The 16,437-nt window shown below is 33.5% G+C and carries 14 protein-coding genes; 12 read left to right on the forward strand and 2 right to left on the reverse strand.

The genetic code is table 11. The features are described from left to right. The first annotated feature begins 140 nt into the window (after nucleotides 1-140). From AC1Q5Z_RS02145 to AC1Q5Z_RS02180, 8 genes are all read left to right on the forward strand, one after another. The gene (locus AC1Q5Z_RS02145) at nucleotides 141-3,203 is read left to right on the forward strand and encodes a SusC/RagA family TonB-linked outer membrane protein (protein WP_343588946.1); all 3,063 of its coding nucleotides are present in this window, start codon (nucleotides 141-143) and stop codon (nucleotides 3,201-3,203) included. Nucleotides 3,204-3,214: 11 nt separating this feature from the next. Further along, nucleotides 3,215-4,714, forward strand: coding sequence for a RagB/SusD family nutrient uptake outer membrane protein (locus AC1Q5Z_RS02150; protein WP_286969470.1), 1,500 nt, complete (start codon nucleotides 3,215-3,217; stop codon nucleotides 4,712-4,714). A gap of 12 nt (nucleotides 4,715-4,726) precedes the next feature. Then, nucleotides 4,727-6,337, forward strand: a complete 1,611-nt coding sequence (locus AC1Q5Z_RS02155) for a hypothetical protein (protein ID WP_343588945.1) — start codon at nucleotides 4,727-4,729, stop codon at nucleotides 6,335-6,337. 11 nt (nucleotides 6,338-6,348) lie between these two features. Then, on the forward strand, nucleotides 6,349-8,019 hold the full coding sequence (locus tag AC1Q5Z_RS02160; RefSeq protein ID WP_198857067.1) for a family 16 glycosylhydrolase: 1,671 nt from the start codon (nucleotides 6,349-6,351) through the stop codon (nucleotides 8,017-8,019). A 66-nt stretch (nucleotides 8,020-8,085) separates the two neighbouring features. Further along, complete coding sequence (locus AC1Q5Z_RS02165) at nucleotides 8,086-8,844, forward strand: glycoside hydrolase family 16 protein (protein WP_492443662.1); 759 nt, start codon at nucleotides 8,086-8,088, stop codon at nucleotides 8,842-8,844. A 331-nt stretch (nucleotides 8,845-9,175) separates the two neighbouring features. Further along, complete coding sequence (locus AC1Q5Z_RS02170; RefSeq protein WP_198857069.1) at nucleotides 9,176-9,760, forward strand: RNA polymerase sigma factor; 585 nt, start codon at nucleotides 9,176-9,178, stop codon at nucleotides 9,758-9,760. A gap of 51 nt (nucleotides 9,761-9,811) precedes the next feature. Then, complete coding sequence (locus tag AC1Q5Z_RS02175) at nucleotides 9,812-9,955, forward strand: hypothetical protein (RefSeq protein ID WP_198857070.1); 144 nt, start codon at nucleotides 9,812-9,814, stop codon at nucleotides 9,953-9,955. Between the two features lie 547 nt (nucleotides 9,956-10,502). Further along, nucleotides 10,503-11,567, forward strand: coding sequence for a tetratricopeptide repeat protein (locus AC1Q5Z_RS02180; RefSeq protein ID WP_343588943.1), 1,065 nt, complete (start codon nucleotides 10,503-10,505; stop codon nucleotides 11,565-11,567). 53 nt (nucleotides 11,568-11,620) lie between these two features. Here the strand turns inward: AC1Q5Z_RS02180 and AC1Q5Z_RS02185 are convergent, their stop codons facing one another. Then, nucleotides 11,621-12,283, reverse strand: a complete 663-nt coding sequence (locus AC1Q5Z_RS02185) for an endonuclease III domain-containing protein (protein ID WP_343588942.1) — start codon at nucleotides 12,281-12,283, stop codon at nucleotides 11,621-11,623. Nucleotides 12,284-12,384: 101 nt separating this feature from the next. Between AC1Q5Z_RS02185 and bcp the strand changes: the two genes are divergently transcribed. Further along, a complete protein-coding gene (gene bcp / locus AC1Q5Z_RS02190; protein WP_198857073.1) occupies nucleotides 12,385-12,837 on the forward strand; it encodes a thioredoxin-dependent thiol peroxidase in 453 nt (150 codons plus the stop codon). A gap of 263 nt (nucleotides 12,838-13,100) precedes the next feature. Here bcp and AC1Q5Z_RS02195 read toward each other — a convergent pair whose 3' ends face one another. Continuing rightward, nucleotides 13,101-14,561 (reverse strand): TonB-dependent receptor, encoded by a 1,461-nt coding sequence (locus tag AC1Q5Z_RS02195; protein WP_198857074.1) that lies wholly within the window; start codon nucleotides 14,559-14,561, stop codon nucleotides 13,101-13,103. A 90-nt stretch (nucleotides 14,562-14,651) separates the two neighbouring features. Between AC1Q5Z_RS02195 and AC1Q5Z_RS02200 the strand changes: the two genes are divergently transcribed. The 3 genes from AC1Q5Z_RS02200 to AC1Q5Z_RS02210 are packed head-to-tail and all read left to right on the forward strand — an operon-like array spanning nucleotide 14,652 to nucleotide 16,408. Then, nucleotides 14,652-15,416 carry an MBL fold metallo-hydrolase gene (locus tag AC1Q5Z_RS02200; RefSeq protein ID WP_198857075.1) on the forward strand — a complete coding sequence of 255 codons (765 nt, stop codon included), beginning with the start codon at nucleotides 14,652-14,654 and terminating at the stop codon, nucleotides 15,414-15,416. A gap of 14 nt (nucleotides 15,417-15,430) precedes the next feature. Then, nucleotides 15,431-15,934, forward strand: a complete 504-nt coding sequence (locus tag AC1Q5Z_RS02205; RefSeq protein ID WP_198857076.1) for a hypothetical protein — start codon at nucleotides 15,431-15,433, stop codon at nucleotides 15,932-15,934. Nucleotides 15,935-15,979: 45 nt separating this feature from the next. After that, on the forward strand, nucleotides 15,980-16,408 hold the full coding sequence (locus AC1Q5Z_RS02210; protein WP_343589909.1) for a hypothetical protein: 429 nt from the start codon (nucleotides 15,980-15,982) through the stop codon (nucleotides 16,406-16,408). Nucleotides 16,409-16,437: the final 29 nt, after the last annotated feature.

Genomic DNA, 16,437 nt, shown 5'->3' on the forward strand with positions numbered 1-16,437 from the left:
ATAGTTATACAACGGTATTTTTTATTATATCCTGATTTTGCAGTATATTTTTTTGTGATGTATGTTTTTTGTTGAGGTTAATTTTATCGTTTTCATAAACGGAACAAATAAATTTAGCTTTCAATAAAAACTAACTAATTATGAAATCTAAATTATTACTGCCAGTATTATTACTGTTTACATCTTTTGCATTTTCGCAAAACTTAGATGTATCAGGAACGGTACTTGATGCTTCTGGATTATCATTGCCAGGCGTAAACGTAAAGGTTAAAAATTCGTCTAAAAGTACAACCACAGACTTTGACGGATCTTTTAAACTGACTGATGTTCCAAAAGGAACAACAATTGTTGTAAGTTATATTGGTTACAGAACGCAAGAAGTTGCTGTTTCTGGAACTAAAATGACGATTAGAATGAACGACGATACTAAGTCACTTGACGAAGTCGTTGTTATTGGTTACGGTACTCAAAAGAAAAGAGAGGTTACTGGAGCCGTAGCTGTTGTAGACAGTAAAACACTAGATGTCTTGAAACCAGCAAGAATCGAACAAGCTCTACAAGGAACAATTTCGGGTGTGAATGTCACGACGCAGTCAGGAGCGCCAGGAGCACCGCTTGATATCCGTATTCGTGGTATAGCTACAAATGGTGAAAACAAACCTGCAACTATTATTGATGGATATGTTGGTGATTTAGGACTTTTGAATCCTAACGACATTGAAACAATTACGGTTTTAAAAGATTCGCAGGCAGCTATTTATGGAGTTCTTGGGGCAAACGGAATCATTTTGGTTACTACTAAAATGGGGAAAAAGAATTCTAAAACTAGAGTTTCTTTTAATAGTTATGCCGGTTTTCAGCAGACTTCAAGAAAAATGCCAACTTTAAATGCTACAGAATATGCTTTGCTTTTAAATGAAAGTTATGCAAACGGTGGAAAACCAATACCTTATCCTAATGTAAGTGGGTTAGGAAAAGGAACAGATTGGCAGGATGAAGTTTTTCAAAATGCTCCAATTATTAATAACGATTTGACAATTTCTGGAGGATCAGATAAAATTACTTATTCTATCAGTGGTTCTCATTTAGATCAGGAAGGTATTGTTGGCGGAGATAAATCTGGCTTTTTAAGAAATACTGCCAGAATTGCTCTTGGTGCTGATTTAAGTGATAAAATCAAATTAAAGACTAATGTTATTTATACGTATTTTACGAGAAATACCTTAAATGAAAATGGTCTGGGATCTGTACTTTTTAATGCTTTAAACGTTCCGGCAACCTTAAGTCCGTACGATGCAAATGGTGATTTTAGTCTAGTACCTAGTACAACAGGTTTAGGAACAGAAATTATTAACCCGTTAGCACAAATTGCAAATACGTACAATGATTATAACTACAAAAAATTAAACGGAAATTTTGGTTTAGATTATAAAATCTTTAAAGGATTTACCTTATCAAGTTCTATAGGTTTTAATACGTCAAACAGTGAATCAAAAACGTTTAATAAACAAATTAGTTATGGCGGAAAAGTTTTTGATGTACAGAGAAGTTCTGTTACTCAAGGAGCTGTAAATGATAACAATTATTCATTTGACCTTTTTGGAACATACAATACAAAAATTGCAGAAGCACATAATATTACCGGAACTTTAGGAACAACAATTTTTAAAGAATGGGGTAACGGATTATATGCAACTGGTTTTGATGTACCAAATAATGCATGGGAAAATGCAGATATCTCTTTAACAAAAGGAATTTCAAACACACTTACAAACAGTGCATATGTGTATGATCAAAGAAGACTTTCTTATTTTGGAAGATTACAATACGATTTCAAAGGAAGATATTTACTTTCTGCGATAATTAGACGTGATTCTTCTACAAAATTTGGCCCTGGTAATAAAGTAGGTTATTTTCCTTCTGTAACGGCAGGATGGGTAGTTTCTGATGAGAGTTTCTTCGGAGAGTCAAAATTTGTAAACTTCTTGAAATTTAGAGCAAGTTATGGAACTTTAGGAAATGACCAGATTCCTAATCTTGGCTATTTAGGACTTTTGAATGGAGAAGCAACCTACGTATTTGATGGTACTTTAGTAAACGGAACAGCAAACGGTCAAGTGCCAAATCCAAATTTAAAATGGGAACAAGCTCAAAAGTTTGATGTTGGTTTAGATTTAAAAATATTAAATGATAAAATATTTATCGCAGCAGATTATTTTTCAGATATCAGAAAAGATTTATTGATTCCTAATATTCCAGTTTCAGGTATTAACGGTACCGGAGCGCCGGGTGCTAGCGCGCCGACTTTAAACGCAGGAACAGTTAAAAATTCTGGTTTTGAATTTGCGATCGATTATAAAGATAAATTTTCGGATGATTTTACTTTCAGTATAGGTTACAATGTTACTTTCCTTAAAAACAAAGTTACTGAAGTAAATAACGGAACAGGATTTATTGAAGGTGGTGCTTTTGGTGTTGGACAGCCAGCTCCTTCAAGAATGGAAGTAGGTAGACCAATGGGGTATTTTTATGGATATAAAACCGATGGAATTTTTCAAAGCCAAGCCGAAGTTGATGCACATCCATCACAGTTAGCTTTAGGAGCAAATGCTGCGCCTGGAGACATTCGTTATGTTGATTTAAACGGAGACGGTGTAATTGATACAAAAGATAAAACCAATATTGGAGATCCAATTCCAGATGCTACAATGGGTTTCAATTTGCAATTAAATTACAAAGCTCTTGATTTTGCTGTATTTACATTTGCATCAATAGGAAACGATATGGTTCGTAACTACGAAAGAACACTTTCTGATGCTAATCGTATTAATTATGTTTTAGACAGATGGACAGGACCAGGCACAAGTAATTCTACGCCAAGAGTAACAACAGGAGCAACATCTAATAATGTATTCTCTGATTATTTTGTAGAAGATGCTTCTTATTTAAGAATTCAAAATGTACAACTTGGTTATACACTTAATCCGGAAATATCAAAAAGAGCAGGAGTTTCTAAATTAAGACTTTATGCAGGAGTAAATAATCTTTACACCTTTACAAAATACAAAGGTTTTGATCCAGGTGCTTCTTTTGGTCCTACTAATAGAGACAATACTTCTCAGTCTCCTATTGGAGCTGGAATCGATTATGGTTTCTATCCAATTCCAAGAACATATTTAATGGGCTTAAACATTAATTTTTAATTTCAGTTAAAATGAAAAAGTATTTATTTATATCCACTATAACACTGGTTTTTTTCTCGACCGTACTAACATCATGTTCGGATGAGTTTGTAGATCCAAAACCAGAATATTCTATCGACTCAGAGAATTATTTTAATTCTAAAGAAGAATATGACAATGCATTAATTGCAGCTTACGATTTACTGCAGTCTTCTTATGTAAATGTTTTATTAGGAGAAATTGCTTCAGATAATACACTTTGTGGAGGAGAAAGTCCAACCGATGTAATTGGTTTTCAGCAGATCGATGATATGATTCATACACCTGTAAATAGCAATTTAAGAGACATCTGGAATTGGATGTTTGCTGGTGTTCAAAGAGCCAATTATATTCTTGAATTTCAAAACAAAACAGATTTTCCGGGAAAAGCCCAAGTTATTGCAGAAGCACGTTTTTTAAGAGCGTACTATCAGTTTGAGTTAGTTAAATGGTTTGGAGGTATCCCAATGAAAGGCGATGCGAGATTTAAAATTGGCGATGAAAAGACAATTCCCCGATCGTCTGTTGAAGAAGTTTACGCTTCTATAGAAGCCGATTTAATTTTCGCATCTGCTAATCTATCTCCAAACGCAGCACAGCAAGGGCGTATTACAAAAGGTGCAGCTCAGGCATTATTAGGAAAAGCATATTTATACCAAAATAAATTTGCTCAGGCTGCAGCTTCGCTTGACGCTGTAATTACTTCTGGAAAATACAAATTGGTAACAGATTACAACTCAATGTTTGAAGCAGAAGGTGAAAACGGAACAGAATCTATTTTTGAAGTTCAGTATACAGATGTTGAAGGAGCAGGATTTGGATGTTTACAGTGTAGTGAAGGAAACGTAGCAGTTGGTTTTAATGGTATTCGTAACTATTCAGGCCCTTTATTTTCTTCTGGGTACAGTTTTAATATTCCAACTCAAGATTCGTTTGATGCCTTTAAAACTGGAGATAAACGTAAAGACGTTGCCATCTTAGATATCAACGCATGGGCTTTGGCTAATGCTTCTTACGACAATGGAAACGGTATTACATTCGGAAAAGGAAATGAAGATACAGGTTTCTTCAATAGAAAATATCTGCCAAGAAAAAGAAGTAAAGATGCGGCAGGAGATTTGAATTTAACAAATCCAAACAACTACAGAGCGATTCGTTATGCAGATGTATTGTTAATGGCTGCTGAGGCTTATAATAGAGGCGGAATTGATGATGGAAAAGCAAGAACGTATTTAAATGAGGTGAGAAGACGTGCATTTGGAGATACAAATCATGACATTGCAACTTCTGGCGCAGCTCTTACAGACAATATTTTAGACGAAAGAAGACTTGAGCTTTTTGGAGAAGGACATCGTTTCTTTGACTTAGTAAGAACTGGTAAAGCTGCAGGAACTATTCCTGGCTTTAAAGCAAATAAAAACGAATTATTTCCAATTCCAATTGAAGAAATTCAGTTCGCAAACGGAAACTGGGCACAAAATCCTGGATACTAAAAAACATCAATTATGAAAAAAATACATTTTATTATAAATTTTTTCGTTTTGGCAGTACTCATAGGCTGTGCAAACGATGACTTAGATATTGATTTAGACGGAATAGCTGCACCAACAAATATTTCGGTTTTAACAACAGTTACGCAGGATAATACTGGAAAAGTTACTTTCCTGCCAAAAGGCGAAGGTGCATCGCAGTACAAAATTAGTTTTGGCGACGGAACGCCTGATTCTGATTATGCAGGAGTTGGATCGACTATTTCTCATATTTATAAAGAAGGTGTTTATAAGTCTAAAATTATTGCATCTGGACTTAACGGAAAAACAGCCGAAATAGAAAAAGAAGTAGTAGTTTCTTTTAGAGCTCCAGAAAATTTAAAAGTTGTAATAACAAATGACAAATTAGTTTCTAATAAAGTTACAGTTACAGCAACTGCAGATTTTGCTTTGTTTTACGATGTGTATTTTGGAGAAGCAGGACATCCTGATCCAATATCGGCTAATAATGGAGAGCCAGTTTCATACACTTATCAGGCACCAGGAGTTTATACGATTAGAGTAGTTTCTAAAAGTGCAGCTATTAAAACAACTGAACATACAGAAGAAGTTACGGCAAGATTAGTATTAAACCCAACAACATCTGCACCAGTGCAGCCAGGTAGACAAGCGGGAGATGTTATTTCTATTTTCAGTTCTAAATATACAGACCTTGCAGGAACTAATTTTAATCCAGGATGGGGACAGTCAACAACGTTTGCTGAATTTGATTTAGACGGAGATAAAATGTTGAACTATAATAACCTAAACTATCAAGGAATTGGTTTAGCAGACGGTGTAACTATAGATGTTTCAGAAATGGAATATATTCACATGGATGTATGGACAGCAGATTTAGATAAATTGGCTATATTCCTTATTAGTCAAAATAAACCAAATGGAGAAAGAAAGGTTGTAAAAGATCTTACGGCAAAACAATGGACAAGTATTGATATTCCAATTTCGGCATTTACAAGCCAGGATGGCTTTACAGTAGCTGACATTTTCCAGTTAAAATTAGACTCAGCTCCAACAGCAGGTAAGAATATTTATATCGATAATATTTATTTCTATAAAACTGCATCTGCGTCAATAGGATTGCCAATTGATTTCGAATCTACGGGTTTAACTTACGCTTGGGGCGGATTTGGAAATGTAGATGCTTCTGTCGTTGCAAATCCTAATAAAACCGGACTAAATGTTTCTGATAAAGTAGTCAAATTAGACAAAAAGATAGGAGCAGAAACCTGGGGAGGAGCAAGTTTAAATCTTGAAAATACATTTGATGCTTCAAAAGGAACTAAAGTAAAAGTAACAGTTTGGTCGCCAAAAGCAGGAGCAAAAATATTATACAAAATGGAGCTTTCTACATCACCAAAAGACGGTAATGGAAATCCAACTGTTTTTGTGCAGGTAGAGGTGCCGACAACGGTTGCTAATGGCTGGGAAATATTGACATTTGATCTTACAACTGAAGCTTCTTTCAGCAGCACTATAAAATACGACAGAGTAATTTTGTTTCCAGATTTTGGAACAACAGGAACAGGAGAAACGTATTACTTTGATGATATAAAACAATCCAATTAAAACAAGAAATCATGAGCAAAAAATTAATTATAAAGATAGTATCCTTATTTACGATTCTCTTGATGACGGGTTGTCAGAAAGACGATTATACATTCGGATCAATTACTACGCCATCTAATTTAAAGGTAACAGCCGAAATTGTGGGTAAAACAGCCGATGCTCCTTATGGAGACGGATCTGGAATAGTAAAGTTTGTAGCAACAGCAGATAATGCCATTTCGTATAAATATGTTTATCCAGATGGATCTTCAGATAATGCTCCAAGTGGGAAAATCACTAAAAGATTTACCAAAACTGGAGTTAATACCTATACAGTAACTGTTCTAGCAACAGGAGCAGGAGGAGTGGCTACAAATACCACAATCGATGTTGAGGTGCAAAGTGATTTCAGCGACGATGAAGCAGTTCAATTGCTTACAGGCGGTTCTTCTAAAAAATGGTATTGGGCAGCAGCAGAACCAGCACATCTTGGTGTAGGACAGAACGATGGTGATGCAGCGAATAACTTCTTCCCTAATTATTATAAAGCAGGACCATTTGAAAAAGCAGGTTCTCCAAACAGCAGCTGTTTGTATGATAATGTATTAACATTCTCTCTTGATGGTGAAGTGCTTAAATTCCAATTAGATAACGGTGGTGCAACATTCTTCAATAAAGATTTTGGAAGCGTTGCTGGAGCATCAGGTCTATCAGAAGATATGTGTTTAAGCTATAATACTGGTGCTGCAAAAATAGTTTCATTAAGCCCTTCAGAATCTGTTGTAATGAATAATCCAGACCATGCAGAACAAACAAGAGGAACAACAATGAACTTCTCTGATAACGGATTTATGGGCTATTATATTGGTCAAAGTTCTTATGAAATTTTATCGCTTACAGCCAATAGAATGGTAGTTAGAGCTGTAATGGGAGGAAACCCTTCACTAGCTTGGTATCATACTTTTACAACTACACCGCCAAATCCAAATCCAGAACCATCTATTGATTATACAAAATTGGTTTTCGAAGATAATTTTGATAAAGATGGAGCACCAGATCCAACAAAATGGACTTACGATTTAGGACGTGGAAATAATGGCTGGGGAAATAATGAAAAACAAAACTATACCAACTCAGCCTCAAATATTGTAGTTGAAGGTGGGTTTTTGAAAATCACGGCTAAAAAAGAAAATTCTGGCGGTGCAGAATATTCATCTGCAAGATTAAAATCGGATGGGAAATATGCTTTTAAATATGGTAAAGTTGAGGTTCGAGCTAAATTGCCATCAGGTGGAGGAACTTGGCCTGCAATCTGGATGCTTGGACAAAATTATGCAACTAAAGAATGGCCTGAATGTGGTGAAATTGATATTATGGAGCACGTTGGAAACAGCCAGAATTTAGTTCATGGAACTTTTCATTATCCTGGTCGTTCAGGCGGAAATGCCAATACGGCTTCTAAAACTATTCCAAATGTTTCAACAGAGTTTCATGTTTACAAAGCAGTTTGGAGTGCAGAAACTATTCAGCTTTACGCAGACGATGTGTTGATCCATACATTAGCAAATACAAGTTCTTTACCTTTTAACAGCGAATTTTTCTTGATTTTAAATTTTGCTATGGGAGGTAATATGGGAGGCAATATTGATCCTGCTTTCACTCAATCTACAATGGAGATTGATTATGTTAGAGTTTATCAATAGGTTGATTAATTAGTAATTTTGAAGGCCAGTTGGTTACTGGCCTTCTTTTTTTAATACAAGAATACGATGAAGAAAATAATTTTGGTATTACTCATTACCAGTTTTGGTTTTGCCCAAGAGGCGAAAAGAAAACTTGTTTGGGAAGAAAATTTTAATAAAAAAAGCTTAAACGAATCGGTATGGAATTTTGAATTGGGAGACGGTTGTCCAAATTTATGTGGTTATGGAAATAATGAAAGACAGATTTATACAAAAACAAACCACGAATTTAAAGACGGAAATCTAATTATTGAAGCCAGAAAAGAAGGAGAAAAATATACTTCGACTAAAATTACAACAAAAGGCAAAAAAGAGTTTAAATACGGCCGAATCGAAGCTAGGGCAAAACTCCCTATCGGACATGGTTTATGGCCTGCGTTTTGGATGCTTGGCGCCAATATTGATGAGGTAAAATGGCCAAAAACGGGTGAAATTGATATTATAGAATATATCGGAAGAGATCCTCATATGGTATACACAACGCTTCATACACAGGACAGCCATGGAAATACAGTCAATACAAAACGAACTGAATTTCCAAATATTGAAGAAGGTTATCATGTTTACGCTATCGAATGGGACAAAGACAAAATTGATTTTTTTGTTGATACAAAACTAGTTTATACTTTTAATCCCGAAGTTAAAAACGAAGATACATGGCCATTTGACAAACCATTTTATATCATTGTAAATTTGGCAATTGGAGGTAATTTTGGAGGACCAGAGGTAGACGATTCTGTTTTACCGCAAAAATATTACGTTGATTATGTACGCGTTTATCAGTAATATATCGACAGTATAAACTAAAAAATAAGACAGATGAAAATGATTTAAAACGTTAATTGTAAGTTATTTACATCTGTTTTTTATTTAAGTAAAAAAAATCATCAGAATTCATTTTTTTTAGCTATTTTTATTAAAATCAAACTTTGCAGTAAAAAACTTAACGATTTATTATTAATTATTATTGCTTTTGTTTGCTTTTTAAAATAAATATTTGTTAAATTTGGTCAAAATATTAACATAACCCAATAAAAAAGAAACGCCTATATAAAAAAACTACTTTTTAGAAAATACTCCAAATTTTAAATTTTAAAACTAAAAAAAAGTAGTTATTATGGCTGATCTGCATACTCCAGACGCTCTATTAGTAAAAAATTATGTTGACGGTAGTGAAGCTGCACTTGCAACATTAATAAAGAGGCACGAGTCTAAAATATATGGATTCATATATTCTAAGATTGCTGATAGAGATATTTCAAATGATATTTTTCAAGACACATTTATTAAAGTAATTAAAACTTTAAAAAGTAATTCTTATAACGAAGAAGGTAAATTTCTGCCTTGGGTAATGCGTATTTCTCATAACCTAATTGTAGATCATTTTAGAAAAACAAAGAAAATGCCAATGTACAGAGAAACAGAAGAGTTTTCTATTTTCTCTATCATGTCTGACGACGCATTGACAATTGAAGGCAAAATGATCGTAGATCAAGTCGAACTTGATTTAAAAAAATTAATAGGAGAGCTTCCAGATGATCAAAAAGAAGTATTGGTTATGCGTATGTATCAAGACATGAGTTTCAAAGAAATCTCTGAAGTTACTGGCGTAAGCATCAACACAGCATTAGGAAGAATGCGCTATGCGTTAATGAATTTGAGAAAAATTATAGAAAAACATCAAATTATTTTAACCAACTAATACTATTTTGATAATTAGTCCGTTATACTACTATAAAACATTTTTGATAGTATGGGGAAAATTTACTCAAAAAAAGCATTAGCTTCTAAAAATCTTAAACCTAAAAAAGAAGTAGTTTCTTTTTTATTGAATTATTCTAAAGCCTTGACAGTAGTTAAGATTGAAGATAAAAATTTTGAGATTATAGCTAACTAAACAGCCCACTGCTCCTGTCGGATGTTTATAAAAAAGAAACCAAATGGTCGTTTTGGTTTAAGAGCTCACTATTTGTATATTTTATGTACAAGTAGTGAGTTTTTTTATTTCTTCTTTTTCCGAATTAAAAATATAAGTTTTTTACAGCATTTTTCTCTTGTTTTGTTAAAATTTAATATTTTGATCGGAATTTATGTGTTTATTTGGTTTTTAATTCTATTTTAGTTAAAAAACTACTTTTTTATTTGATAAATATGCTTTTCTTAAGCGTTATTCGTATTAGGAAGTTTGTTTGATTAAAAAATAGAAACATAATATTTTAAAAATTAAATATTTAACCAAAACCCAAATTATTTATGAAGAAAAACTACCCAACTTTATTGCGTTAAGTTTATTGCTTATTTGATTTTGAAAAAATATTTGAACCAGCAAATGTTTATTCGATAAAATAGTGAGTAAGATAATTTTTAGACCAGTTTAATTATCCTCTTGCTATGTTTCAAAAGAAACTTAGAAAATTATTTAACCACCAAAACTTAACCGCAAAATGAAAGAGAACATTAAGATGTTGTCATGCTTATTGATGATAAGTATTGGCGCATTTGCCCAAAAAGACAAAATTAAAGAAGCACAATCTTTATTTGACAAAGGAAATAGCCAGGAAGCTTTGGCAATTTTAACTAAAACAGAATATCTTATTCTTAATGCATCTGATGAAGACAAATCTGATTATTACTTCTTAAAAGGAAATGTTTTAAAAGATTTGGCCGTAAAAAATATAGATGCAGCCAATAATTTCACATTGGCATCTCAATCGTATCAAGATGTATTTTTATACGAAAATGAATCAGGAAAATTTAAATGGACAGTTAAAGCTAACATAGCTTTAAAAGACATGAAAGCCAGCCTTGTAAATGGTGCAATGGCAGATTTTAAAGAAGGAAAATTCAAAGAAAGCGCAGAAAAGAGTTATAAGGTATATTTGTTCGATAAAAAAGATACTATAAACTTGTGTAATGCTGCGGCTTCGTCTATAAACGGAAAAGATTACAACGCTGCTGTGACCTATTACGAACTTTTGAAAAAGATTAATTTTTCTGGAAAAGGAGTTCGATATTTTGCTACCAACAAAAAAACAAAAGAAGAAGATGCTTTTATTTCTCCAAAAGCAAGAGAGTCGGCTATACAGCAAGGTCTTTACGAAAAGCCAAGAACAGAATCTGTGCCTTCTAAAAAGATAGAAATAAACAATAATTTGGCTTATGCTTATCTTGAAAAGAAAGATTATGCAAGAGCAGAATCAGTTTATAACTATGTTTTAGAATTAGATCCGAATTATATTGATGCTTATATTAACTTGGCTTATTTGAAACTGCAAATGAAAAAGGATTTGGCAGAAGAAATATCATCATTAGGAACTACACCAGCAGAGATGAAGAAATACGATAAACTAAATGCACAAAAAGATGATATTGCCAGAAGTGCAATTCCATATCTTAAGAAAGTGCTTGTTCTTGAACCAAAAAATCCAGATGCAACCAAAACATTATTAGGTGTTTACAGGTCTCTTGATATGAATTCAGAATACAATGCTTTAAAAGCAGGAATGTAATTTTCTTAAAGGTGCAAAGTAACAAAGGTGTAAAGGTTTTTATCTTTGCACCTTTATTTTTTTGAAACTGTTTTTTCAAGCTCTTCAATAAGAGATTTCTTTCCAACAGTTTTCGTTATAATATCTTTTTCAAGACTCCAGCCTCTTGCAGGCGAATATTCACGTCCGTACCAAATAATCTGCAAGTGCAAGTCATTCCATAATTCTCTTGGAAATAATCTTTTGGCATCTTTTTCAGTTTGAGCGACATTTTTTCCATTAGACAAATTCCATCTGTACATCAATCGGTGAATATGCGTGTCTACAGGAAAAGCTGGAACGCCAAAAGCCTGAGACATTACCACACTTGCCGTTTTGTGTCCAACAGCAGGCAAAGCTTCAAGCGCTTCAAAACTCTGCGGAACTTCACCATTATGTTTCTCAATCAAAATTTCAGATAAACCATGAATTCCTTTTGATTTCATAGGAGATAAACCACACGGACGAATAATTTCCTTAATTTCTTCTATCGACATTTTAACCATATCGTACGGATTATCAGCTTTTGCAAACAAAAGTGGCGTAATTTGGTTCACACGAACGTCGGTACATTGTGCTGATAATAAAACAGCAATTAAAAGTGTATAAGGATCTTTGTGGTCAAGCGGAACTGGTATAGTAGGGTAGAGTTCTTTTAATTTATCAATAACAAATTGTATGCGAGCTTCTTTATTCATTTCGGTGATTTTAATGTCTGTAAAAATAAAGAATTATTAGTTATAAGTTATCTTTGCTTTTAATCTAAAATCTGAAATCAACAATCTAAAATAAAAGACACATGACAACACTAAAAGCAGGAGATAAAGCGCCAAATTTTTCAGGTACAGATCAAGACGGAAAAACACATAAACTGGCAGATTACGCTGGGAAAAAATTAGTTGTTTTCTTTTATCCGAAAGCAAGTACGCCTGGCTGTACAGCTGAGGCTTGCGATTTGAGAGATAATTATCACCGTTTTCAAGCCAATAATTACGAACTTCTTGGAGTAAGCGCTGATAGCCAAAAAGCACAAGTAAAATTCAAAGAAAAATACGAATTGCCATTTCCTTTAATTGCAGACGAAGACAAATCTGTTATCAACGCATTTGGAGTTTGGGGACCAAAGAAATTTATGGGTAAAGAATATGATGGAATTCACAGAACAACTTTCGTAATCGACGAAAAAGGGATTATAGAAGAAGTAATCGAAAAAGTAAAAACAAAAGAACACGCTTCGCAGATTTTGAAATAGAGATTTTCTTTGTTTCAGGTTTCAAGTTGCTTTACTCAATGTTTAGTTTTAACGCAAAGCACGCTAAGTTTTTTTATGAGCCAAACCTAATAAACCCGCAAAGTTCGCAAAGCTGAATTTACATAAAGCTTTGCGAACTTTGCGTTTTTTAGCACAAGCTTAAGTAAAAAAAACTTAGCGTGCTTTGCGTTAAAAAAATATCGTTCCAAGAATAACTTGAAACTTGAAACAAAAAAAGTCCCTGAAAAAAGGGACTTTTTTTATTATGTATTTTGTTCTAATTCTTTCTGCGGATGATATCCAAAAAGATGATGCTCTTTTATAATTTCAGGAATTCCTGGAGGAAGCATTGGTTCCCATCCGGTTTTACCTTGATTGATCATTTTTAAGATTTCTCTAGAGAAAACATCCAAGATATTCGGATCGTAATCTTCAATATCAACCACTTTTCCGTTGAATTTAAAGAATTTATACAATTCTTTCATTCTAGGGTGAACTTTTAAGTTATTCGAGTTCATTAATGAGCCATCTTCATCTAACATTGGATATAAGAATACTTTCATATCACGGTAGAATAATTTTCCGAAAGCTTCAAGAATTCCACCACTTAAATGGCGGTAGTATTTCTCATCAAAGATATCAACAAGGTTATTTACGCCCATTGCCAATCCCATACGGGCTTTGGTATAATTTGCAAAGTATTCTACAACTTTATAATATTCTTGGAAATTAGAAATCATAACCGTTTGACCAAGAGAACATAGCAATTCTGCTCTGTCCATAAAGTCTCTTTCGTCAATTTCCCCATCAGAGCGTAAATTCGAAAGCGTAATTTCAAAAATTACAAGAGTATTCTTTTCTTCAACCTTGTTTTCTTTGAGAAACATTTCTAACGACTTTTCATACATGTCCATATTTACTTTTGTAACAGGACGGAAGCTTCCTCTTAAAGCTAAAAGGTTCTTTTTGTATAAAATAGCTGCAGGAAGAATGTTTTTACCTTCAGGGTTAAACATTACGGCATCTGTCATTCCGTTTTTAACCAATTGTAAACTCATCAAACGATTGTCTACATCAGCAAAACGAGGTCCAGAAAAGTTGATAGTATCGATCTCTAATTGATCTTTATCTAAGTGATCATATAAGTAACGAAGTAATCGTTTTGGATCGTTGTATTTGTAAAAAGCACCGTAAATTAAGTTTACTCCTAAAATACCAAGTGTTTCTTGTTGTAGTCTAGCATCAGTCTCTTTAAAACGAATATGCAGGATAATTTCGTTGTAAGCTTCATCGGGTTCAATTTGATATCTAATTCCGACCCAGCCGTGACCTTTAAATTGTTTAGCAAAATCTATTGTGGCAACAGTGTTGGCGTAGCTAAAAAAAAGTTTTGTAGGGTGTTTTTCACGACTTAAACGCTCTTCAATGATTTGTCCTTCATGAGTAAGCATTTTTTTTAATCGCTCTTCAGTAACATATCTTCCGTCACTTTCAGTTCCATAAATGGCATCACTAAAATCTTTATCATAGGCAGACATCGCTTTTGCAATAGTTCCAGACGAACCTCCTGATCTGAAAAAGTGTCTAACTGTCTCTTGTCCAGCGCCTATCTCAGCAAATGTTCCGTAAATATTTTCGTTTAAATTAATGCGTAACGCTTTGTCTTTTATAGAAGGAATCTGTTCGATGACCTTGTCACCCTTGAGTTTTATTTCTGTACCCATTTTGTTTTAAATAGATTTGTTACAAAGTTAGTAAATTAGGCTTCTAATGAAAGAGAAATAATCCTATTTTTGTAAAAAAATTAAGTTCAATTGAAGGTTTATTTTTTAGGTACAGGTACTTCTCAAGGCATTCCAATTATAGGAATCGATCATCCTGTTTGCAAAAGCACTGATGCTAAGGATAAAAGGCTTCGTGTATCCATTTGGATAACATGGGACGATCATTCGTATGTTGTAGATTGTGGTCCCGATTTTAGACAGCAAATGCTTTCTTGCGGATGCCAGAAACTGGATGCAATTCTCTTTACTCATGAGCATGCAGATCACACTGCTGGTTTAGACGATATACGCCCATTTAATTTTAGACAGGGTGAAATTCCTATTTATGGACATAAACGCGTCCTAGATAATTTAAGACGCCGCTTTGATTATGTTTTTGAAACGGTAAACAAATATCCAGGAGCTCCAAGCGTAAAAACAATAGAAGTGCAAAATAATGCACCTTTTGCTGTTGGAGATAAAACAGCAATTCCGATAAATGTAATGCACGGAGATCTTCAGGTTTTTGGATACCGAATAGATGATTTTGCGTACCTAACAGATGTAAAAACAGTCGAACAAGTTGAGGTTGAAAAGCTAAAAGGGTTGAAAGTTTTAGTAGTCAATGCTCTGCGTGTCGAACCTCACAATACGCATTTTAATCTACAAGAAGCACTTGATTTTATTAATCTTGTTAAACCTGAAAGAGCTTATTTAACTCATATTAGCCATGTTTTAGGGTTTCACGAAGAAGTGCAGAAAACACTTCCTGATAATGTTTTCTTGGCTTACGACAATTTAGAAATTACAATTTAATTATATACCACACAATGAAAAAATCCTTAATGCTTTATCTTTTTATTCTTGCCATTTTAATGAATGTCTTTACGTATGCATTTTACAGCGGGGAAGTGAAATTTGGACAAGACCGATATGATAAAACAACTAAGAAATTAAGAGACAGCATTAGCCTCATGAAAAACAAATTGGCTGAAGCTGATTATTTTTCTTTAGAGCATAACGAAAATGCTCAAAATTACTTTGATAATAGCGCCTCTGGAGGAAAAGTGATTTTGTATGAAAAACTAATTCCGGTTGTAACAGAAAAGCTATTAGATTTCAATTCAAATCCAAAAGGGAATCCATATACAGGGCAAGACCAGATTGGGCCAACTAAATTTATCATTAATAAAGTAAAAATTTTAAACCACAGATGGATTATTGCAGATTATAGCAATGGAGAATTATGGGGAGAAGTCTTGTTAAAATATTTTGTTGATAACGATGATAATATTACCTTTGAAGTAAATCAAACTTGGTTATATCAAAAATAGGATTTTATAATCCTATTTTTTTTGGCCTTTAAATAAATTAGGATTATGAAAAAGATGTTTTTGTTTTTGATTATTGCTAGTATAATTTCGTGCGGGAAAAAAGTTTCTCAAGAAAATGTAAGTACAACTCCAAAAGAACCGAAAAAAGAAACTGTCGTTGGCGGAGATTCTGATTCTCATGGCTGTAAAGCTTCAGCTGGTTATACTTGGTCGGTTTTGAAAAAAGAGTGTATCAGAGTTTTTGAAAATAGCACAAGGCTGAATCATGCAGAAGATGGAAAAACGTATTCTACGGTTTCCTATGTAATTTTTGACGGAAATAAAGCAGAACTTTTTCTGGATACTCAAAAAGAATCTATCATTTTAGAAAGAAAATCTGAAGGTGATTCTTGGGTTAATGGTGATTGGCAATTAATTCCGTGGAAAGGATATGTTTTGAAGAAAGGAGAAAAGATTCTTTATACGGGAGAATAAAGTTTACAGTCGCAGTTTTCAGTTTTAGT

The organism is Flavobacterium sp. GW823-FHT06G12 (assembly GCF_058794775.1).